This is a genomic window from Paenibacillus sp. S02, assembly GCF_019454065.1.
GTDB lineage: Bacteria > Bacillota > Bacilli > Paenibacillales > Paenibacillaceae > Paenibacillus > Paenibacillus polymyxa_B.
Genome location: NZ_CP073682.1, coordinates 4,806,781 through 4,826,719, shown reverse-complemented (window position 1 = coordinate 4,826,719; position 19,939 = coordinate 4,806,781). Strand labels below are relative to the sequence as shown.

Sequence of the window (19,939 nt, the reverse complement as noted above, 5' to 3'; positions counted from 1 at the left end):
ATTAAAGATATCATACTGCACAGGTTCCCGCCAACAGACCAGCGATATTCATGAAAATAGAGTGAAAGCACTTTAAAGTTCCAATAAAATAAGATAAGCTGCGATTAAACGATGCCCATTCGCAAAATAAAGCCAATTTCACGTTTTTTCGGCGAAATCGGTTTTGTGATCTGGATAGAGAAGGATTATAATCTTGAGGCAATGCCTATGAAATACATAGGTAATGATATACAGTTGAGCCGAATTTCTATGGGAAAACGGGGGAACCATGTTACTGGGGTGAATTTTACAGCCGATCCTGGTGGATCGGAAGTGTAAATAGGGCATACTGTGCTGCCCGAATCCGTCAGCTAACCTCGTAGGCTGTGAGCAGGAACCAAGTCAGGCACTCGGTTTTCCGGTGTCTTTTTTTGTGCGTATATGTGCGTGTAAAAGTTTGCTGAGTTAAGTCGCTGCGCGTTCCATTTGATCTTCCGATCGCTGTTGACTCTGAATTTTATTGAATTAGGAAACCCTAATAAGGTTAAAATTCAGACTCAAAGGCGAGCGCTACCGCTTCTCCAGATTCAAATGGACCGCTGCGCTGCTGCCTGCCTTAAAGTCACCAAACGTTTCATTAGGTAGTGAGGTATGAAGTATTGAGTATTGAAAGGCAAAAGTATCCGGGGGTAACAGCAATCGGAAGAACAATCTGCACCCGGAGCGATCTCCATGCTCATAATTCACCAAGTAGGAGAGAAGTGATGAATAGATGAATCCCAATGCAAGCTGGCTCCGGCTTTCTCCACCGCAGATATTCGTTGCGGGCTTTGCCATTATCATTCTAATAGGTAGTTTATTGTTAATGCTGCCGATCTCCAATACAACAGGAAAGCCACTTGCGTTTATAGACGCTTTGTTTACTGCCGCTTCCGCGACCTGTGTTACAGGGCTTGTCGTAAAGGATACGGGGACCTTTTTTACAACCTTTGGTCAAGTTGTTATCGCTGCGCTCATTCAGATCGGCGGCCTGGGCTTTATGACTATGGCTACCTTGATCGCGCTGGTGTTCAAACGTCGGATTTCCTTACGGGAGCGCCTCATTTTACAGGAAGCGATGAATCAGACCTCTGTCGAAGGAATTGTCGGATTGATTCGTAAGGTGCTGCTGTACTCGCTGGTCATTGAGGGCGTATGTGCTGCAATATTTGCGATTCGCTGGTCGTTTGATATGCCTGTAGGCAGGGCGATTTATTTTGGGATTTGGCATGCCATCTCCATGTTTAACAATGCTGGTTTTGACTTATTCGGGCACTTTCGCAGCCTGACAGGTTATGTATATGATCCGATTGTTAATTTTACAGCTATGTTCCTGATTATTTCAGGCGGCATTGGTTTTGTAGTGATGTCGGACCTGGCAGAATATCGCAAGCGCAAGAGACTGTCCTTGCATACTAAGGTGGTACTCAGCATGACGGGCGCTCTGATTGTAGTCGGCACGCTCGTGATTTTTGTATTTGAATTTACGAATCCAAAGACTCTTGGCTCGCTTGATTGGGGTGGTAAACTGCTGGGATCTTTATTCCAGTCCGTTACCCCTCGTACCGCAGGTGCCAATACACTGGACATTGCAGGCTTGCGGCAGGCTACGCAGTTTTTTATCATCATACTCATGTTTATCGGCGCTTCTCCTGGCTCTACTGGAGGCGGGATTAAGACCACAACATTCGCGCTGCTCATTGGAGCCGTGATTTCGATGCTGCGGGGACGTGAAGATATTGTGCTGTTCAGGTACCGACTTGCGCAGGGACGAATTTACAAGGCTTTGACCATTACATTGCTGGGGCTGCTGTTCGTGATCGGGGTGACCATGATTTTGTCGGCAACCGAAGATCATCATTTTTTGATGATCTTGTTCGAGACAGTGTCTGCGTTTGGTACGGTGGGGCTGTCGATAGGGCTTACACCTGATTTGACAGTCATAGGCAAGCTGGTGATTACCCTGACGATGTTTGCAGGTAGACTGGGGCCACTCACGCTAGCTTATGCACTGGGGCCGAAAAAGGGTAAAGAATTATATCGTCATCCGGAAGGCAAAATGATTATAGGATGAATCATTTCATGATATGTAGTATACATTTCGTTGGTTTAATCATTTCAGGATTTTGCAAAATTCGATACCAGTCGCTCCGAAGTGCAAGATATAGACGAACTAAACCATTTCGATCTATATCTTGTTCATTGGAAGTCGCTTATGGGATTTTTGCAAAATCCTCATTTATGAAATTGATTCAGATAAGGGAGTTTTCGAGTAGATATGAAAACGCAGCAGTTTGTAGTTATTGGCTTGGGGCGGTTTGGCTCAAGCCTGGCTTTGCAATTGGTGGATATGGGGTGCGAGGTGCTAGGCATTGACCGGAATGAGGATGTTGTGGACAGTATGAGTGAGATGTTGACACATACTGTCGTGGCGGACGCTACTGATGAAGACTCATTGCGATCACTGGGCATCCGGAATTTCGATTGCGGCATTGTTGCTATTGGTGATGACATTCAAGTAAGCATCCTGACCGCCATTTTGCTGAAGGAGCTGGGTGTGAAAAAAGTCGTAGCCAAAGCCATATCTGTGCTGCACGGGCGTGCGTTAGAGAAGCTCGGTGTGGACCGGATTATTTATCCAGAACGGGATATGGGTATCCGGGTAGCTCATCAGCTAGTCACGCCTAATTTGCTCGATTATTTGGAGTTGTCCAAAGAATACAGTATTGTGGAACTCAATGTACCTGCATGTCTGAATGGCAAAACGCTAGCAGAGCTAAATGCCCGTACTCGCTTTGGTTGTAGTGTCGTAGCGCTTCATACGGCGAACGGTATCCTGATCGCACCGACGGCTATGGATCGGCTAAAAGCAGACGATATTATGGTTATCATCGGCTCGAATGACAATATCGGTCGCTTTGAGGATGAGGTTGTTAATGTTAATGAAGAGGGTTAACCCTCTACACCATACGGTAGCCTGCAAACGACGCACGTGTCTCGCTAATCCAGCGTCGTGCTGTCGGACCGAGATCGGTCGTCTCCGAGTAAATGAGGGAGGTCGTTCGGCGTGTCTCCTTCAAATCGGGCAAGTACAATGCAGTGAGTCCATTATCCCGCAGCAGTTCGCTGCGCAAATAGGATTTGGGTAGCAAGGCAGAAGCCTTACAGGTTGGAAGCAGGCGTACAATTGCCTCGAAGGAGTCGATTTCCATGCGGATATCCGGCATGATGCCGCTGCGCTGGAACAAGTCATCCGTCAGACTGCGGTACCAGGTTCCTTTGGAGAATATAATCATCGGCAATCCTTGTAGTTCTTTCATCGAGGCCGTTTCTGTCTTGACGGTTAATTCATGTCCAATGGGAACAACAAGCTCCAAATGATCATCAAATAGCGGAATGCAACGCAGTCCGGCTTCATGAATGGCAGACCCGACAATACCGGCGTCTGCTTTTTTATCACGTACAAAGGCGACGATTTCATGGGTTTTACCGGTGAGCAGCTTCAGCTCGGTTTGAGGATGCTTGCTCATGAAAGCTTCGACGAGGGTAGGCAGCGTCGTTTGGAGTGTCGTGAGGCTTGCGCCGAGTGTAAGCATACTCTGGGCTTCATTTTTGTGCTGGGACAGCTTTTGTAAGAAGCGAAGCTGTCGTTGCCGTTGCTCTAGCGCGAATGTATAAACAAATCGGCCAGTGGACGTAATTTCGAGCCGTTTGCCCCGACGATCAAAAAGATTCACACCCAGCTCTTCCTCCAGCTTGGCAATTTTGCGAGACAGGGCAGGTTGGGACAGATTCAGCAGTTTGGAGGCTTTATTCAGGCTGGACTGCTCGACAATGACGGCAAAAGCGTTCAAATCCTCAAACAAATCATCCACTTCCTCTCTATATGCAAAAAAGACATAATAATTAATACGTATATTGCAATTCCATTATAAGCCGAAAAGGAGTAACATGAAAGCGACACAAGATGTTCACACTTTTGTTTTTCCTTATAAGGGACACCTTGTTGGACATTTCCTGTCGGGAACTGTCATTTTATATGTTATATTACTATTGAAAACGCTATTATTGGGAGAAGGGAGCATGACCTATATGAGAGGATTTTATTCCAGAAAGCTGCATTCGCTTCTTGGCGTCATTCCGTTGGCTCTATTTTTTGTTGAGCATTTGGTGACGAACTTCACAGCGGTGGAGGGCGGCAAGGAAGGATTTAATCGCAGCGTGGCCTTCCTGAATGGTTTGCCGCTGGTTATTGTGCTAGAAACGTTATTCATCTACTTGCCATTACTGTTCCACGGAATTTATGGCTTGTATATCGCTTATCAGGCTGACCCGAATGTCAAAAGGTTCGGCTATTCACGTAACTGGCGCTTTCTGTTCCAGCGTATTTCTGGCGTCATTACATTTGTATTTATTATCTGGCACGTATACGACACACGTTTTCAGGTGGCTCTGGGTAAAGTAACCCATGAGGAGCTAGGCGGTGTCATGCATGGCATCGTGACGAACCCGGTTTATTTTATTTTGTATTTAATCAGTGTCGTTTCGGCATCCTTTCACTTTGCTAACGGACTGTGGGCATTTATGGTCAGTTGGGGGATTACTGTGGGACCACGTGCGCAAAAAGTATCTTCTTATATCTGTATGACCCTGTTCGTGGTGGTGTCTATCGGCTTCATCGCTTCCCTGCTTGCATTCCGCAGCGCGGAATTTCAGGAAACGGCAACTGCCTTGGTGCAATGCAGCGCTTTTAAACAGCTACTGTAAATGAGTCATACCCATTATACATCGTGTTGAGATTCTATTTTTAAACGTAAAAGGGGATTTGGTTAAAATCCTGAAAAAAAGGAGTGAGCAGAAATGGCAGCATCCAACATTATCGTCGTGGGCGGCGGTCTGGCAGGTCTAATGGCTACGATCAAGGCGGCAGAGGCGGGAGTTCACGTTCATTTATTTTCTTTGGTTCCGGTCAAAAGGTCCCACTCCGTTTGTGCTCAAGGCGGCATCAATGGTGCGGTAAATACCAAGGGTGAGGGAGACTCACCCTGGATTCACTTTGATGATTCGGTCTATGGCGGGGACTTTCTGGCCAACCAGCCTCCGGTAAAAGCGATGTGCGAAGCGGCTCCGGGGATTATTCATCTCATGGACCGCATGGGCGTCATGTTTAACCGGACACCGGAAGGACTGCTGGACTTCCGCCGCTTCGGCGGTACCCAGCATCATCGGACCGCCTTTGCTGGTGCAACGACAGGACAGCAGCTTCTGTACGCTCTCGATGAGCAGGTACGGCGCTGGGAATCTGCTGGTTTGGTGACCAAGTATGAAAACTGGGAGTTTTTACAGGCTGTACTGGATGATGAAGGCATCTGTCGAGGGATTTGCGGGCAGGATTTGCGTACGATGGAAGTGAAGACTTTTGCGGCGGATGCAGTTATTTTGGCGTCTGGTGGCCCCGGGATTATTTTCGGTAAAACCACGAATTCCGTCATTAATACGGGCACAGCTGCTGGTGCGGTGTATCAGCAAGGCGTACGCTATGCGAACGGTGAGTTTATCCAGATTCATCCGACGGCTATACCAGGGGATGACAAGTTGCGTCTCATGTCCGAGTCGGCACGGGGAGAGGGCGGTCGTATTTGGACGTATAAGGACGGTAAGCCATGGTATTTCCTCGAAGAAAAATATCCGGCTTATGGAAATTTGGTTCCTCGCGATATTGCGACACGTGAAATATTCAGTGTATGCGTTGATGATGGACTGGGTATTAATGGCGAGAACATGGTCTACCTCGATCTGTCCCACAAGGACCCGAAAGAGCTGGATGTAAAGCTGGGCGGCATTATTGAAATCTATGAAAAATTCGTCGGTGACGATCCGCGCAAAATCCCGATGAAAATATTCCCGGCTGTTCATTATTCAATGGGCGGCATGTGGGTCGACTACAATCAGATGACGAATATACCGGGCTTGTTCGCGGCTGGTGAGTGTGAATTCCAATATCACGGAGCGAACCGTTTGGGTGCGAACTCGTTGCTGTCAGCCATTTACGGCGGGATGGTAGCTGGACCTAAGGCTGTGGAATATATCAAAGGCTTGAAAAAATCTGCACAGGATATAGCTACTTCCGTATTTGATGCGGCAGTTAATCAGCAGACGGAGAAGTATGAGCGTATTTTGCATATGGACGGAAAAGAAAATGCTTATGTTCTTCATAAAGAGCTGGGCGAGTGGATGACGAACAACATGACTGTGGTTCGTTATAATGACAAGCTGGAAGCTACGATCCACAAGATCAAGGAGCTGAAGGAGCGTTACTCTAACATTAACATCAATGACGCTTCGCGCTGGAACAATGCGGGTGCGGCGTTTACACGGCAACTGTGGAATATGATGGAGCTGGCCGAAGCGATGACCAAAGGTGCGCTACTACGCAACGAAAGCCGCGGGGCCCATTACAAACCAGACTTCCCGGATCGCAACGATGAGGATTTCCTGAAAACGACGATTGCGTACTGGACACCGGAAGGACCACAAATCTCGTATGAAGCGGTGGATGTTTCGCTGATCAAGCCGCGTATTCGGGATTATTCCAAGAACAAATAACGGAAGGGAGTGTATTTAGATGTCGGAGCAAGCAGTGAAGTCGAATAAAACAGTGAAGTTCGTTGTGACCCGTCAAGCTGATCCTAAAGCCAGTTCCTATACGGAAGAATTTGAATTGGCTTATCGTCCGGGGATGAATGTGATTAGCGCGCTGATGGAAATTCAGCGTAACCCGGTGGACAGCCACGGTAAAGAGACGGCTCCGGTGTGCTGGGAGTCGAATTGCCTGGAGGAAGTATGCGGAGCATGCTCCATGGTGATTAACGGCAAGCCGCGTCAGGCCTGTGCAGCGCTCGTTGATAAGCTGGAGCAGCCGATTACGATCGCGCCGATGAGCACGTTCCCGGTAGTTCGGGATTTGGTCATCGACCGCAGCCGGATGTTTAATGCGCTCAAGAAGGTCAAAGCGTGGATTCCGATTGACGGTACCTACGATCTGGGTCCTGGTCCTAGAATGGCAGAGAAAAAGCGTCAGTGGGCGTATGAGCTGTCCAAGTGCATGACCTGCGGTGTCTGTCTGGAAGCTTGCCCGAACGTCAACGAGAAGACGACGTTCATCGGACCTGCGGCGATATCTCAGGTTCGCCTGTTCAACAGCCATCCGACAGGGGAAATGAATCAGGAAGAGCGGCTGGAGGCGTTGATGACGGACGACGGGCTGGAAGGGTGCGGGAACTCGCAAAACTGCGTACGTTCTTGCCCGAAAGGCATTCCGTTGACAACTTCTATTGCCGAAATGAACAAGGAAACGACCAAGCATATGTTCAAGCGCTGGCTGACTGTATAGCACTGGACAGCGTATAGGTTATGCCCAAACAGGCTTTTTCTCAAACTGGAGAAAGCCTGTTTTTTTGCGCTCAGGAATGATGGAGGGTAACATGGAGAAAGGAGCGCGGGATAGCAGTTATGGTATAATTATGGTATTGTGTATCGTTTTTGGTGAAAAGGAGGCTGGACAGGTGACTGTGCAACCGATAACGAATCGACCTGTCACTAGGTCGGATGTAATGAAGGGATTAAAGGATCTGGGAGTTCGGAGCGGCATGACATTGCTTGTTCACTCGTCGATGCGCAGCTTTGGACGCTTTGTTCCAGGCGGGGCCTCGACCATTCTTGCCGCGCTAACCGAAGCGGTTGGCCCGGAAGGGACGCTGGTAATGCCGACACAGTCTCATGACTTGACTGATCCCTCGACTTGGATGAACCCGCCTCTGGATGAGTCATGGTGGGAACTGGTACGCGAGGAAATGCCCGCTTATGATGCGGCCTGGACGCTGACCGGAGGGATGGGCGTCATTGTAGAAACGTTCCGCGGTCTGCCGGGAACCAAGCGTAGCGGACATCCGCATGTTTCTCTGGCGGCACGTGGACCTGCTGCTTCAGACTTGCTGGAGGCGCATGAGCTTGATTTTGGGCTGGGTGAGCATTCTCCCTTGGCAAAGCTGTATGAGACAGATGCCTATGTACTGCTGTTGGGCTGCGGACATGACAGCAACACGTCCTTGCATTTGGCGGAATATCGAACAGCCTATAATGGACGAGAAGTGATCATGCATCAAGCTCCTATGATGGTGGATGGAGCAAAAGCGTGGGTATCTTTTCACGATTTTAATATTACCTCAGATGACTTTGAGAAGCTGGGACTTGATTTTGAACGGGACTGTCCCTCAGCTTTTACGCAGGTGAACATTGGGGAGGCTTCATGTTTTTTCGCGAGGCAACGTGATTTGGTAGACTATGCGGAGCAGTGGTTGTCCAACTACCGCTAAAGCTTCTGGACATTAAGAATTTCTGAAAAGTGAGATCAAGGAATAGATTGCAAGGGGGAATGCATATGGAGAAGACGCCGCACACCCGCCGCGAGAGTCAGGATGGCCCGCATAAGGGGTCCGCTATCCCTCCCGGTTCTTCGCGGCGTTCCATTTCAAATGAACCAGCCAATCCTTCGCGCCGCCATTTTTTGAAAAAAGCGGCTTTAGCCACAGCCGGAACCGCGCTTCTGGCTGGAGGATATGCTTCCTTATGGGAGCCTAATCATTTGGAAATTACACGCTTCAACTTGTCTCTCCTTCGTCTTCCGTCTGCTTTTGACGGAATCAGGGTCGTACATTTTAGTGATGTGCACTTAGGCTTTCACATGGATGAGCAGGATCTACGCGAGCTTGCAGACCGTATAGCAGGTCTGAAGCCAGATTTGCTCTGTTTTACAGGCGATATTGTGGATGACTATGCAGTATCCATGAAGGCTGCTGTTCCAGTTATGGCTTCTATGCACGCCACACTTGGCAAATTTGCTATTCTGGGCAATCATGATTATAGAGGCTTACCAGCCGGAGTACAGGAATTGTATCCGAAAACCGGGTTTACGTTGCTGAGAAACGAGCATGCGATTGTAGAGCTTGCGGGACAGCGTGTAGCCATGGTCGGTTTAGAGGATAACATCATGGGCAAGCCCAATCCGCAGCGTGCCATCCACGGACTACCTGATGAGATGTGCAAGCTCCTGCTGATGCATGAGCCGGACTATGCAGATGTGGCGGCGCAAATGTCCTTTGATCTTCAACTGTCAGGGCATACGCATGGAGGACAGGTACGCTTGCCGGTCATTGGAGCGCCGATGCCGCCTCCGGGTGGACGCAAGTACATCCAGGGATTATTTCATGTGGGAACGGGGAGAATGCCGCTGTATGTCAGCCGAGGCATTGGCATGACACATCTGCCGATTCGCGTGCTGTGCAGACCGGAGCTTAGTGTCATTACGTTAAAATCCGGCCAATAGGCCATGATCTTTTTTTCATCTTTATCATATATGTTGGAACTACATAAAGATGGCTTGAATGTAGTGTAGAGATGTAGTCGTTTCGGACAAAGGAGTGAGGTTCAGATGGATCGTATTGCTGTCATTTCAGATATTCATGGCAATTGGCCTGCCTGTGAGGCGGTGCTGGAGGATATTGCTTCCCGAGGCATTAGCCGTGTGTTTTGTTTGGGGGATCTGATCGGCAAAGGGCCTAGCCCGTGCGAGGTTCTGGATGCTGTCCGTCAACGTTGTGAAGTGGTCGTGCGGGGGAATTGGGATGAGCTGGTTAGTATTACGGATGATCTCAATTTTAGCTGGCAAGCCGAACGCTTGGGGGCAGAACGAGTGCAGTATTTGGCACAGTTACCGTTTCATTATGATTTCAGAATGAGCGGACGCCGTATCCGTCTGGTGCATGCCTCGCCGCAAAGTGTATATCACCGTGTGCAGCCATGGGATGAGCCGGAAAAACGGCTTGCCATGTTCGATCAGTTAGCAGAAGAAAATGGAAAAGTTGCTTTTACTCCGGATGTTGTGGGATATGGTGATGTGCACAATGCTTTTATCCAGCATTTTCAGGGGAAAACACTTTTTAACGTCGGTAGTGTCGGGAATCCGTTGGATGTTACGCAGGCTTCCTACTGCATTTTAGAGGGGGAGATGGGAGAGGAGCAGCCTACGTCCTTCTCCATTCATTTTGTACGTGTACCTTATGATATAGAACTGGCGGTAAAACAAGCGGAGGAAGCTGCTGTGCCTTCTTTGCCGTATTATATTCGAGAGCTGCGCACAGGAATTTACCGGGGGATTCAGGACCTGGATTAAGTATGGAAACATTCATTTCTAAAAGCCAATCCATCCGCAGGAGGGGACATTGTGCTGACCAGAGAAATGCTTCGTCTTGGGCTACCGGAGCTTTACGCCCGTCGAGTCCGATTGCGCCAGCTAAGAGCGGAGGATTATCCCGCGCTGGAACGGATCCTATCCGATCCATTGGTGATCCAATATGTGAATCGAATTCGCAAGCCAGTCTATACACGAATGCGGCGTCTGGTTGCGCAAATTAAAATATCTGCTGATTCACTAGATTCCCTGCATTTTGCGGTGGAATGGCATCAGAGAAATACAGGAGAAAGCAATCTACTTGGTGAATCCAATGAGCTTACCTCCTCACCGTTGCTTGGTATCGTCTCTTTTCAGCAATGGAATGAAAGAACGGGTGAGGCGCAATTGGGCTATATTCTGGATCGTCCTTTTTGGGGACAGGGGCTGGCTACAGAAGTGGTAGGAGAAATGCTGAATTTTGGTTTCGGATCTTTGAAGCTCAAGCGGATCGAAAGTCGTTGCCAAGAGGATAATCAGGCTTCCATGCGCGTGCTTATTAAAAATAAGATGCGCCTGCTGCGTACAATTGGTGCTTATGATCCCTCAGGCGAGGTACCGAGTGTATTGGTATTTTCGATGACCCAAGGGGATTATGCGTAGAAATGGCAGTGGAATATTTTGTTACAAAGATGAAATATAACTGCAAAACAACTCTAACACAGGACGGGTACAATACAGACATGACCCCCTTTTGAATAATATATGTTGCTGGGACCCGATGATTCGGGTCCTCTTTTTTTGTTATCCTATAGTTAGAACCGAACAGGAAAGAAGGGCTGTCATTGGCTTTGAATATTTGGAGTGCAGACATTCATCATTTATTTGACCAATTCACTGAGCTTGTGGATGGTCATATTCATCATAAAAAATCGGAGCAACAACTCACGATTCCCCCGCATATGGGTAAGGGAAGTATGACTCGCACACGGATTCGTCCAGGTATGGAAATCGTGGTCACGGATCTCACCTTTGAACAGAATATGAAGCTTCATATTCAGGAGGCTTGTCCGCTCTTTGAACTCAGCTATTGCTTAAACGGTGAAATATACTGTGAATGGAACGGCAAAGAAAGTCATACTAATCGGTTGACCGGGAATGTTTTATATTTAGAGGATGAACTGGTTTATGAGGAAAAGAAGGCAGGCGTTCACCACCAAATGGTGGAAATAAGGTGTTCTCCACAAGAGCTATTTTCTTACGCCGGAGATATTGCAGAAAAGCATAGCATAGAAACATGGTTACAGCGTTACAAAGGGAATATTGACGCCTACGCGGATACGCCCGCCATGCACAAGTGTGTTTATGACATGATACATTGTAACTATAATGGGACGATGAAACGGTTATACATGGAAAGTAAGGCAATGGAGTTTATTGCATTGTTTGGGGAGATGGATGGACATGTAACAAGGGGGACAAGCCATTTTATAAGTAGTGAAGATATTTCAAAGCTCCATAAGGCTCGTGAATTCGTCATTCTTCATTTTGAGCACCCCCTGTCGATTCAAGCGTTGGCCCGAAAGGTTGGGCTTAATGAATTCAAGCTAAAGAAAGGATTCCCCCATTTATTCGGAATGACTATTTTTGAAATGGTGCGTAAGCAAAGAATGGAAAAAGCTCTCTGGTACTTGGAAGTTGAACAATTAAACATTGGAGAGACGGCATTTTCAATCGGGTACAGCAACGCCAGTAATTTTACGACAACCTTTCGAAAGTATTATGGTTGTAATCCTAGCGAATATATCAAAAAAATACGTAATCCAGATACATTTACGAATAAATTTTAATGAAACAATCCTTCAAGCATGTCCATCATGTTTGGAGGATTTTTTATTGGTGCTCCTTCTATAGGGATAGAAAATACCTTTGCAGGTAGAGAACCCCTTGCTTTATAGATGATAATGGTTATCAGTTGAGATGAGAAATGAAAAGATTAAAGATGACGATTATAGAGTTGGAGGAACTACAATGAAAGATCGATTTGCCATAGCCATGACTAATCCTCAAGCAGTACAGCAGGTAGATTCGCGTCGCTGGTACGCATTAGCTCTTATTTTACTTCCTACTTTATTAATTTCACTGAACAACTATATGATGCAGGTTGCCCTTCCGATGATGCAGGTGGACCTGCATGCCAGTTTTTCCGAGGCACAGCTCATATTTACGGGATATTCTCTGGGATTGGCTGTGGCCTTGATATTAGGCGGCAAACTTGGAGATATGTATGGTAGAAGACGCATATTATATATCGGGGTGTTGGGATTTACATTGATGGCTCTGTTAGGGGGGATCGTATCGCAGCCTACGTTAATCATTATGATTCGTGTGCTTCAAGGGATATCAGCTGCCATGATTCAACCCCAGGTTCTATCTATCATGCAAAGTAGCTTTCTTCCCAAAGAGAAGGGACTGGTATTTGCAATTTACGGAGCTATCATTGGGGTTGGGTTTACACTTGGTTTAATTCTGGGTGGATTTTTGGTAGACTGGAACCTTTTCGGCCTGGGCTGGCGCATCATTTTCTTTTTTAATGTCCCCTTTGGGCTGTTAGTGTTACTCTTTTGTCCTATTATTTCGGAGTCTTATGGCAGAGCGGTGCCAAACATGGATTGGGGCGGGGCTTTTCTGTTGCTTCTTGGTTTATTGCTGTTTGTCTATCCGTTGACAACCGAGCAAAAGCAGGGCTGGGCTTTATGGACATGGGGGTGTCTGCTGTTGTCCATTCTGGTTTTGGTTGCTTTTATAGTTACGCAAATGGGAAAAGAAAAGAGGGGAGGCTCGCCTTTTATTCGTCTATCTATATTTAGAAAGAGTTCATTCGGCGCAGGGATATTGACGGTAATTGTCATCTATCTTAGTATGTTTTCGTTCTTCTTTATTTTAAATTATTATGTACAATCCGGTTTGAAATACAATGTTCGATCCACAAGCATGGTCTTTTTGCCGCTTGGTGTTGGCTTTTTTCTCACCTCATTATGGTCGTCCAGGCTAGTAAAGAGGTGGGGGAGCAAGGTGTTGAAATCAGGTATGCTAATCATGGGGATTTGTAGCTTTCTGCTCATTGGATCGTTACATCTAGATGCAATCCATTTATGTCATATTCAAAATATCATGATACTAGGGGGATATGGTCTGGGTCTCGGGATGGCCACAACGCCACTGGCCCATGTCGTCCTTGGTGCTGTATCGGCTGAAGAGGCAGGAACGGGTTCAGGCTTGTTTACGACCTTTATGTACTTGGCTAATTCGTTGGGAGTCGCTCTGATCGGTATCTTGTTCTCTTCCTCACTCAATCACCCGCTTTCAGAAGCTAATCTGTCAGATTATATCAGGGCATTCTCTACCTCTGTGGCGGCGAGTGGTCTTCTTGCCTTGGCTGGACTCATTTGCATTTCATTTTGTTACAAAGATGAAACATAACTGCAAAGTTACTTTAACATAGAGTGGGTACAACATAGATATGACCCCCTTTGAATTATATATATTGCTGGGACCCGAAGCTTCGGGTCCTCTTTTTTTATGATTTTAGGAACGGTTCAGGCTGGTTATCAGCTCTGGAAGCCATTCATTTAGGGAGAGAAATGAGTACCCCTCTGACTGAGCTTTGGACGTATCCATGTACCACGATTGTGTAATACCGAATGGAGACATGTGCTCGTCTGCTGTTTTTTCTTTCACCACAGCTTGTTTTCCCGTTGCCTGCTCAATCATCGAAATGATCTCTCCAATCCTCACTGTACCGTCGGAGCAAGCATTTACAGGACCTGTTAAATAAGTGTGACCGAGCCAAAGTAGAAAATCTGCGGCTTCATCGGAACGAATAAATGAGATTTGTGCTGTGGAATTAGGTACTCCGATTTCTGTTCCTTCACGAACATGTTCGATATGAAAATGAAGCCTTTTCGTATAATCATCTGTTCCCAATACAATCGGAAAACGAACAGCCACTACAGGGAATGTAGCTTGTTGCATAAAAACTGCTTCTGCCTGCCGTTTAGCCTCCTGATATGTAAAATCATCTTTCCCACCCTTGCGAACCGGGAAAGTTTGAGGATCAAGGATGCTCTCTGTCAGCACTTCCGGGCTCGAATCATAGACGGATAGGCTGGAGGTCACAATATACCTCTTGGCTTTAGCATCAAAAATCCGGCAGGCTTCGCTGGCTTCATCTGGAGAAAAGCAAATATTATCATAAATAACGTCCCACACTTGCCCACCTACCGCCTCTGCGAGCGCTTGCGGGTCGGTACGGTCTGCACAGATCCGCTGAACGCGGTCACCAAACGAATCGCTTGTTTGGCCTCGTGTGAGGATGGTAACGGAGTTCTCGGAACTCTCCAGCAGACGTTCCACCAGTCTCTTGCCAAAAAAGCGCGTTCCACCCAATACAAGTACCTTTTTCATACTTTATCACTCCTTATAAGCTTGTTTTCATAGATCAGGATTTTGCAAAATTCGATTCCAGTCGCTTATTGGTTTTTTGCAAAATCCTCAGATATTAAGGTAGACGAAATAATGACTGTAAAGGGTACAGAGCGAATGAAAAGAGCTTAACATACTTTGATGAAGTGCTCTTAGTGCGGAGCCATTTTGCAATCTATCATATACTTAGTTTATTTACATAGTTCATCTAACAATTAAGTAAAAAGAGGAGGATCATAGGCTGTAGTGGAGTCGCATGTCCTGAGAGGGCAGATGAATTTGAACCGGAGTGGCTCATCAAAAACGAACGTTATGAAATGATCCATCAAATGATGGAACGGCATGAGGAGGCACATCAGGGGAATTGGCAAGAATTTATGCGACAGAGCGCACAGGATTGGCGCCAATATCCGCAATTGACACGTAATGAGCTAAGCAGCATTACGTGCCCTGCATTATTTATCGCGGGTGAACATGATGATTTTGCCACCGAAGAGCAGCTTCTGGAATTTGCTCATGGGTCCAAGACTCACGTTATCTAATTGCTCTGGGTTGTAGTCATCGACCGCACATGCTTAGAGAGAAGCCGATCTTAATCAATGATTCTATTCTTTCATTTTTGAACAAGCATGCAATCCGTTGATCATAAATTTGTCTCCTGCAGGTGGGGTGGAGAATTTGAATCCCGTTGCAGCAGCGATCATAAGATCAAATTATTCGCATAGCGGTGGAGCACCGCCTAATCTTACTCTCCTAGAAGCTTCAAGAAATTGGCCGGCACCGTAATTTGCTGATTATTAATCATAATCTTCCGAAGCTCCTCTATGGAGTCCTCTTGACCTCTAGCGTCTTTAATTTCCTTGATCTCACGATGTAGACGCTCCATTTGGAGATCTAGCGCATTAGCGGAATCCGCTGCGTTCTTTAATTCACGTGTCAGACTTTCGGGAACGGACTGGTTGTACTTATAAAAGATTTTATGCTCCAGGCTGGCCCAGAAATCCATCGCAATGGTTCGAATTTGCACCTCTACGCAGACTAGCTCCTCACAATCCGACATGAATACAGGAACTTGAACCAGCAAATGCAGGCTCTGGTAACCGTTCGGCTTGGGATTCTTGATGTAATCCTTAATTTCCAGCACCTTCAAGTCACTCTGTCTCTGAAGCATGTTACTGACATCATAAATGTCAGAAATAAAAGAGCAAGTAATACGTAAGCCGGCGATATCCTTAATATGATTTTTGACAGCATCCAGGGATAACTCGCTATTTTTACGAAGCATTTTGTTCATGATGCTCTCAGGAGATTTAAGGCGTGATTTGGTATGCTCAATAGGGCTGTAATCGTGTAATGCTTGAAATTCCTGCTTTAATATTTCAATCTTGGTTTCCATTTCGTCGAGCGCAAATTTATAAATTAGCATAAATCGCGTGATGTCATGCTTTAGCTTTTTGATCTTGTCCATAGGATCTTCCAAGTGCATATGTAATTCTCCTCACACATAGATGTCATAATCTTGCTAAGCGTTCGCCTTTGCAATGGAATTATCACCATATAAATACAATCCCCAACAATCCCATTGCAGCAGCGTTCGTAAGATCAAATGATTTGCGGAGCGGCAATACCCACCTTAAATTTTAAAGCGCCACAGGAATTTTACGTTTTTCTTTAAAATAGACCCATTCCCGGAAGCCGATATCCTTCAGCATTGCCTTTACTTCTTCCCAATCATCGCCTACCCGCGAAGGCTTATGGGCATCCGAACCAAAAGTAACCTCTACACCAAAATGGTGCGCTCTTTCTAAAATAGAAGCAGACGGGTACCATCCGCCACTTAGCTTGGTTTTACCCGAAGTGTTAATTTCAATCGCCACATTGGATTCCGCAATTACCTGCAAGGTTTCATCAATGGCTTCATCGGCAGGAATGTCTGAAAAGGCAGGGAAGTTCCCCTTCATTGCGTCAATATGACCCAAAATCTGAAACATGCCACTTCGCGCAGATTCCTGAATGAGCGTATAGTAGGCTTGTTTGACCTCGATTTTACGAGCGTCGCTTAATTTGTTCCAACGGTTACGGTTAAAAATGCTATCCCCTTCGACATTGTGAATCGACCCAATGAGGTAATCAAATGGATAAGGAGCCAGAGTGGAACGATATAATTCAGCAAAATCAGGAAAATAATCCGTTTCCAATCCGAGGAGCACGTCAATACGGCCTTCATATTCCTTTTTAAGCTGTTGTACCTCTTCTACGTATTCAGCAAGCTGTGACTTAGCCATATAAATTTTAGGAAAAGCCTGATCCTGTTCGCTACATAGAAAGGGGGAATGATCCGAAATGCCAATAGCCTGTAAGCCAGATTGAATACCTGCTTCAATATAATCCCGAATGTTTCCGTCTGCATGACCGCAGCGGAAATGATGGGTGTGCAGATCAAATTTCATAGTCTGTCTTCCTTTCGTAATCAGGGTTTATATTTCGTATGGTGTTCATAGCGAATTACGTTATTCAGAACTGGTGAAATTCGTCTCCGGCATCCCCTTCAGATCACTTAAAAATTGCTGCATGGCTGAGTTTAGATATCGGCCGGATTTATAAATCACTCCTACCGGATGACTAACTTCCAGCTCGGGAATATGGATCATTTTTAATGTGCCTGCACGCAGTTCAGAAGTGACCGATAGTCTGGAAATAATGGCAGCACCGAGATTAATTTCGACCATCCGTTTGACTTCCTCGCTGCTGGACAACTCGATCACGACATGAGGTACGATTTGGTGCTTTTTAAATACATCATCCACGAATTTTCGTCCCACCGTATCGGGAGAGAGCAGAATCAGCGGAATTTCCCGAAGGGCTTCAATGGTAGCATGTGGTTGTGAGGCCAGTGGATGAGTAGGAGACACGACTAGCTCAAAGGAATCGTAGTACAGAACCGAAGTGCTTAAGTTGGGATTACGTTCGATCAGATAGCCGATGCCAACATCAATAAGTCCGTTCTCCACCTGCTGATAAATCATTGAGGAAGCCATGGATTGAATGGAGGTTTTGATGAGAGGGAACTGATCCTGAAAGTAGGAAAGCACGCGCGGTAAAATTTGAATAGCGATGGATGTTGTGGTACCCAGCGCAATGTGACCCTGCGGTGTTTCGTTTAGATCGTACAATTTTTGTCTTAATTCCTCAACAACCTCCAATATGCGCTCGGCGTGGTCCAAAAAAACAGCTCCCCGGTCGGTCAGGGTGACGGGCTGGTTGCGGTCAATCAGAATGGTTTTGAACTCATCCTCTAGACTTTTAATTTGGGCGGACACCGCCGGCTGCGTCAAATTGAGAAGTTCTCCGGCTTTGCGGAAGCTCATCGTTTTGGAAATCATGATAAGTGTTTCAAGTTGACTGATGTTCATGAAGTTCCTCCTCTCTTTTCTTAATCTTGTCGCAGCTGTATAGAATGAATATTTTTAGCCAATCCATAGGTTCATATGTAAAACCGTCGTTATGCTTTATTTCATTAAATTATAGGTTATTCGAGCAGGAAGGGCAATGAATCGAAGCAGAGCACCTTAAAGTATGGTATATTGGGAAATAAAGACTAAAGTCCTGATATCCTTCAAAAATAATCAGTCTAAAACCGGTAAGAAGTAAAGATATAGGACATTATTCACATTTTTTGTGGTTTAGCTATAAAAAATTACCGGGCAGCTGTCGATAAGTGATAGAGAGAGCATTTTGTTGAGGATCGATGTGTTTTACAGTAATATTTAATTAAAAAATTCTAATTTAAATGGGACTTTTGTTGTATGTCTAAAAGCCCATCGTAAAGGGGCGCTTTGATCGTGAAGGCAGAAGTGATAAATCCTTTTTTGGAGTCGGCGCGACGGGTCATTGAACAATTGATCCAAGTATCTCCTTCACCCGGAAATCTTGGTGTGAAAAATGTCGAGCTGGTGGACGACCACATCTGGATTATGATCGGGATGACCGGACAGCTTAGCGGAAATATTGTGTTCGGCCTGAATGAACAGGTGGCGCTACGTATGGTATCAGCGATGATGGGCGGATTTGTGTTGACTGAAATTGATGAGATGGGAAAAAGCGCAATTTCAGAATTGGGCAATATGATTAGTGGTAATGCCAGTACGATTTTGTCCAATCAGGGAATTGTCGTGGATATTACGCCTCCGCAGGTTATGAAATCAGAAAACTTGACCACTTTTGTGCCTCAGCGTGCCCTTTATATTCCGCTCACGGTGGAAGGAATCGGTGAGCTGGATATTCAGGTGATGATCTCTTAATATTAAAGAAGCAAGTTTCTTTAATGTGGAGGGATGACCGTGAGTATACTACAGGACAAGATAGTTGTGATTACAGGTGCATCTAGTGGAATTGGCGCCCTTTGCGCTCAGTTGTTAAGTGAAAAGGGCGCGATTCCTATTTTAACAGCACGCTCGCAGGAGCGACTGAAGCAAGTATCTGCGGGAATCAGCGGCAGGCATGAGCTTATCCAACTGGACGTCACCCGCCAGGAGCAGGTAGAGGCTGTTGCTGCACGAGTATTGGAACAGTACGGACGGGTCGATATATTGCTTAACAATGCGGGCTACGGAAAATTTGAATATTTTAATGAAACCGACCTGACGGAGTTCGAACAAATGATGGACGTGAACTACATGGGTGTTGTTCGCTGCATCAAGGCGTTTCTGCCGCAAATGACAGAGCGGGGCCATGGACAGATTGTCAATGTAGCATCGATGGCTGGGAAAATCGGGACAGCCAAATCGTCTTCTTACACGGCGACGAAGCATGCATTGCTCGGTTTCAGCAATGCGCTCCGGCAAGAGCTACGCGGGAGTGGAGTGACTGTAACGACGATTAATCCGGGGCCGATCGACACACCGTTTTTTGAGCTGGCAGATCCTACAGGAGGATATGTTCGCAATGTAAGCTGGTTTATGCTAAAACCTGATAAGGTAGCACGGCATATCGTAAGAGCGATGGAGCTTGGCAAGGAAGAGGTTAATCTGCCACGGTGGGTATCTCCTTTTCTCAAGCTGTATCAGTTAGCTCCCAGACTAACCGACAGGCTGGGTCATGGTGTGATGAATAAGAAATAAAAGATGTCCCGTAAGCCATTTGCTATGGTGAGGGACATCTTTTATTTTTGTGATTTGGTAACAGGGCTATTTTCGCATATAATGGAGA

General features: G+C 46.3%; 20 protein-coding genes and 1 riboswitch. Of the genes, 14 read left to right on the top strand and 6 right to left on the bottom strand.

Going from position 1 to position 19,939, the window contains the following annotated elements:
• Positions 1-227: 227 nt before the first annotated feature.
• A riboswitch (cyclic di-AMP (ydaO/yuaA leader) is annotated at positions 228-380 on the top strand.
• 169 nt (positions 381-549) lie between these two features.
• The gene (locus KAI36_RS21435) at positions 550-822 is read right to left on the bottom strand and encodes a hypothetical protein (protein ID WP_220028222.1); all 273 of its coding nucleotides are present in this window, start codon (positions 820-822) and stop codon (positions 550-552) included.
• Here KAI36_RS21435 and KAI36_RS21430 point away from each other — a divergent pair.
• Positions 752-2,092, top strand: coding sequence for a TrkH family potassium uptake protein (locus KAI36_RS21430; protein WP_025724032.1), 1,341 nt, complete (start codon positions 752-754; stop codon positions 2,090-2,092). The genes KAI36_RS21435 and KAI36_RS21430 overlap by 71 nt on opposite strands.
• Before the next feature lie 204 nt (positions 2,093-2,296).
• Positions 2,297-2,974 (top strand): potassium channel family protein, encoded by a 678-nt coding sequence (locus KAI36_RS21425; protein ID WP_023990146.1) that lies wholly within the window; start codon positions 2,297-2,299, stop codon positions 2,972-2,974.
• A 4-nt stretch (positions 2,975-2,978) separates the two neighbouring features.
• Here the strand turns inward: KAI36_RS21425 and KAI36_RS21420 are convergent, their stop codons facing one another.
• Positions 2,979-3,884 carry a LysR family transcriptional regulator gene (locus KAI36_RS21420; protein ID WP_220025967.1) on the bottom strand — a complete coding sequence of 302 codons (906 nt, stop codon included), beginning with the start codon at positions 3,882-3,884 and terminating at the stop codon, positions 2,979-2,981.
• A gap of 226 nt (positions 3,885-4,110) precedes the next feature.
• Here KAI36_RS21420 and KAI36_RS21415 point away from each other — a divergent pair, with 226 nt between their 5' ends.
• The 9 genes from KAI36_RS21415 to KAI36_RS21375 all read left to right on the top strand — a co-directional run bounded on the left by KAI36_RS21415 (position 4,111) and on the right by KAI36_RS21375 (position 13,729).
• The gene (locus KAI36_RS21415) at positions 4,111-4,785 is read left to right on the top strand and encodes a succinate dehydrogenase cytochrome b558 subunit (RefSeq protein WP_023990144.1); all 675 of its coding nucleotides are present in this window, start codon (positions 4,111-4,113) and stop codon (positions 4,783-4,785) included.
• Positions 4,786-4,878: 93 nt separating this feature from the next.
• Entirely contained in the window at positions 4,879-6,624 is a 1,746-nt protein-coding gene (sdhA, locus tag KAI36_RS21410; RefSeq protein ID WP_220025966.1) for a succinate dehydrogenase flavoprotein subunit, read from the top strand.
• A gap of 19 nt (positions 6,625-6,643) precedes the next feature.
• Positions 6,644-7,411 carry a succinate dehydrogenase iron-sulfur subunit gene (gene sdhB / locus KAI36_RS21405; protein WP_023990143.1) on the top strand — a complete coding sequence of 256 codons (768 nt, stop codon included), beginning with the start codon at positions 6,644-6,646 and terminating at the stop codon, positions 7,409-7,411.
• A gap of 172 nt (positions 7,412-7,583) precedes the next feature.
• Positions 7,584-8,393 (top strand): AAC(3) family N-acetyltransferase, encoded by an 810-nt coding sequence (locus tag KAI36_RS21400; RefSeq protein WP_220028183.1) that lies wholly within the window; start codon positions 7,584-7,586, stop codon positions 8,391-8,393.
• A 65-nt stretch (positions 8,394-8,458) separates the two neighbouring features.
• A complete protein-coding gene (locus tag KAI36_RS21395) occupies positions 8,459-9,403 on the top strand; it encodes a metallophosphoesterase (protein WP_220025965.1) in 945 nt (314 codons plus the stop codon).
• Between the two features lie 105 nt (positions 9,404-9,508).
• The gene (locus KAI36_RS21390) at positions 9,509-10,249 is read left to right on the top strand and encodes a metallophosphoesterase family protein (RefSeq protein WP_220025964.1); all 741 of its coding nucleotides are present in this window, start codon (positions 9,509-9,511) and stop codon (positions 10,247-10,249) included.
• 51 nt (positions 10,250-10,300) lie between these two features.
• A complete protein-coding gene (locus tag KAI36_RS21385) occupies positions 10,301-10,909 on the top strand; it encodes a GNAT family N-acetyltransferase (RefSeq protein WP_220025963.1) in 609 nt (202 codons plus the stop codon).
• Between the two features lie 182 nt (positions 10,910-11,091).
• Positions 11,092-12,096 carry a helix-turn-helix transcriptional regulator gene (locus KAI36_RS21380; RefSeq protein WP_220025962.1) on the top strand — a complete coding sequence of 335 codons (1,005 nt, stop codon included), beginning with the start codon at positions 11,092-11,094 and terminating at the stop codon, positions 12,094-12,096.
• A gap of 181 nt (positions 12,097-12,277) precedes the next feature.
• Entirely contained in the window at positions 12,278-13,729 is a 1,452-nt protein-coding gene (locus tag KAI36_RS21375) for an MFS transporter (protein ID WP_025724025.1), read from the top strand.
• Between the two features lie 105 nt (positions 13,730-13,834).
• On the opposite strand, the gene KAI36_RS21370 is transcribed toward KAI36_RS21375, so the two are convergent.
• Positions 13,835-14,713, bottom strand: coding sequence for an NAD-dependent epimerase/dehydratase family protein (locus KAI36_RS21370; RefSeq protein ID WP_025724024.1), 879 nt, complete (start codon positions 14,711-14,713; stop codon positions 13,835-13,837).
• Positions 14,714-15,048: 335 nt separating this feature from the next.
• Here KAI36_RS21370 and KAI36_RS27460 point away from each other — a divergent pair, with 335 nt between their 5' ends.
• Entirely contained in the window at positions 15,049-15,273 is a 225-nt protein-coding gene (locus KAI36_RS27460; RefSeq protein ID WP_230486421.1) for an alpha/beta hydrolase, read from the top strand.
• Between the two features lie 203 nt (positions 15,274-15,476).
• On the opposite strand, the gene KAI36_RS21360 is transcribed toward KAI36_RS27460, so the two are convergent.
• The 3 genes from KAI36_RS21360 to KAI36_RS21350 form a co-directional block, all read right to left on the bottom strand.
• On the bottom strand, positions 15,477-16,217 hold the full coding sequence (locus KAI36_RS21360) for a GTP pyrophosphokinase (RefSeq protein ID WP_025724023.1): 741 nt from the start codon (positions 16,215-16,217) through the stop codon (positions 15,477-15,479).
• Positions 16,218-16,371: 154 nt separating this feature from the next.
• Positions 16,372-17,181: a histidinol-phosphatase gene (locus KAI36_RS21355; RefSeq protein WP_220025961.1), complete on the bottom strand. Its 810-nt coding sequence runs from the start codon at positions 17,179-17,181 to the stop codon at positions 16,372-16,374.
• A 60-nt stretch (positions 17,182-17,241) separates the two neighbouring features.
• Positions 17,242-18,144, bottom strand: coding sequence for a LysR family transcriptional regulator (locus tag KAI36_RS21350; protein WP_220025960.1), 903 nt, complete (start codon positions 18,142-18,144; stop codon positions 17,242-17,244).
• Between the two features lie 429 nt (positions 18,145-18,573).
• Between KAI36_RS21350 and KAI36_RS21345 the strand changes: the two genes are divergently transcribed.
• Both KAI36_RS21345 and KAI36_RS21340 read left to right on the top strand, forming a co-directional pair.
• Positions 18,574-19,032: a chemotaxis protein CheX gene (locus tag KAI36_RS21345; protein WP_023990131.1), complete on the top strand. Its 459-nt coding sequence runs from the start codon at positions 18,574-18,576 to the stop codon at positions 19,030-19,032.
• A 39-nt stretch (positions 19,033-19,071) separates the two neighbouring features.
• Positions 19,072-19,851 carry an SDR family NAD(P)-dependent oxidoreductase gene (locus KAI36_RS21340; protein ID WP_025722364.1) on the top strand — a complete coding sequence of 260 codons (780 nt, stop codon included), beginning with the start codon at positions 19,072-19,074 and terminating at the stop codon, positions 19,849-19,851.
• The last annotated feature ends 88 nt before the right edge of the window (positions 19,852-19,939 follow it).

Bases quoted from the DNA above. Each gene is read 5' to 3' on its own strand.
- sdhA (WP_220025966.1), top strand. From the start codon at position 4,879: ATGGCAGCATCCAACATTATCGTCGTGGGCGGCGGTCTGGCAGGTCTA.
- KAI36_RS21415 (WP_023990144.1), top strand. From the start codon at position 4,111: ATGAGAGGATTTTATTCCAGAAAGCTGCATTCGCTTCTTGGCGTCATT.
- KAI36_RS21370 (WP_025724024.1), bottom strand. From the start codon at position 14,713: ATGAAAAAGGTACTTGTATTGGGTGGAACGCGCTTTTTTGGCAAGAGA.
- KAI36_RS27460 (WP_230486421.1), top strand. From the start codon at position 15,049: ATGATCCATCAAATGATGGAACGGCATGAGGAGGCACATCAGGGGAAT.
- KAI36_RS21360 (WP_025724023.1), bottom strand. From the start codon at position 16,217: ATGCACTTGGAAGATCCTATGGACAAGATCAAAAAGCTAAAGCATGAC.
- KAI36_RS21390 (WP_220025964.1), top strand. From the start codon at position 9,509: ATGGATCGTATTGCTGTCATTTCAGATATTCATGGCAATTGGCCTGCC.
- sdhB (WP_023990143.1), top strand. From the start codon at position 6,644: ATGTCGGAGCAAGCAGTGAAGTCGAATAAAACAGTGAAGTTCGTTGTG.
- KAI36_RS21430 (WP_025724032.1), top strand. From the start codon at position 752: ATGAATCCCAATGCAAGCTGGCTCCGGCTTTCTCCACCGCAGATATTC.
- KAI36_RS21375 (WP_025724025.1), top strand. From the start codon at position 12,278: ATGAAAGATCGATTTGCCATAGCCATGACTAATCCTCAAGCAGTACAG.
- KAI36_RS21350 (WP_220025960.1), bottom strand. From the start codon at position 18,144: ATGAACATCAGTCAACTTGAAACACTTATCATGATTTCCAAAACGATG.
- KAI36_RS21435 (WP_220028222.1), bottom strand. From the start codon at position 822: ATGATAATGGCAAAGCCCGCAACGAATATCTGCGGTGGAGAAAGCCGG.
- KAI36_RS21425 (WP_023990146.1), top strand. From the start codon at position 2,297: ATGAAAACGCAGCAGTTTGTAGTTATTGGCTTGGGGCGGTTTGGCTCA.
- KAI36_RS21395 (WP_220025965.1), top strand. From the start codon at position 8,459: ATGGAGAAGACGCCGCACACCCGCCGCGAGAGTCAGGATGGCCCGCAT.
- KAI36_RS21355 (WP_220025961.1), bottom strand. From the start codon at position 17,181: ATGAAATTTGATCTGCACACCCATCATTTCCGCTGCGGTCATGCAGAC.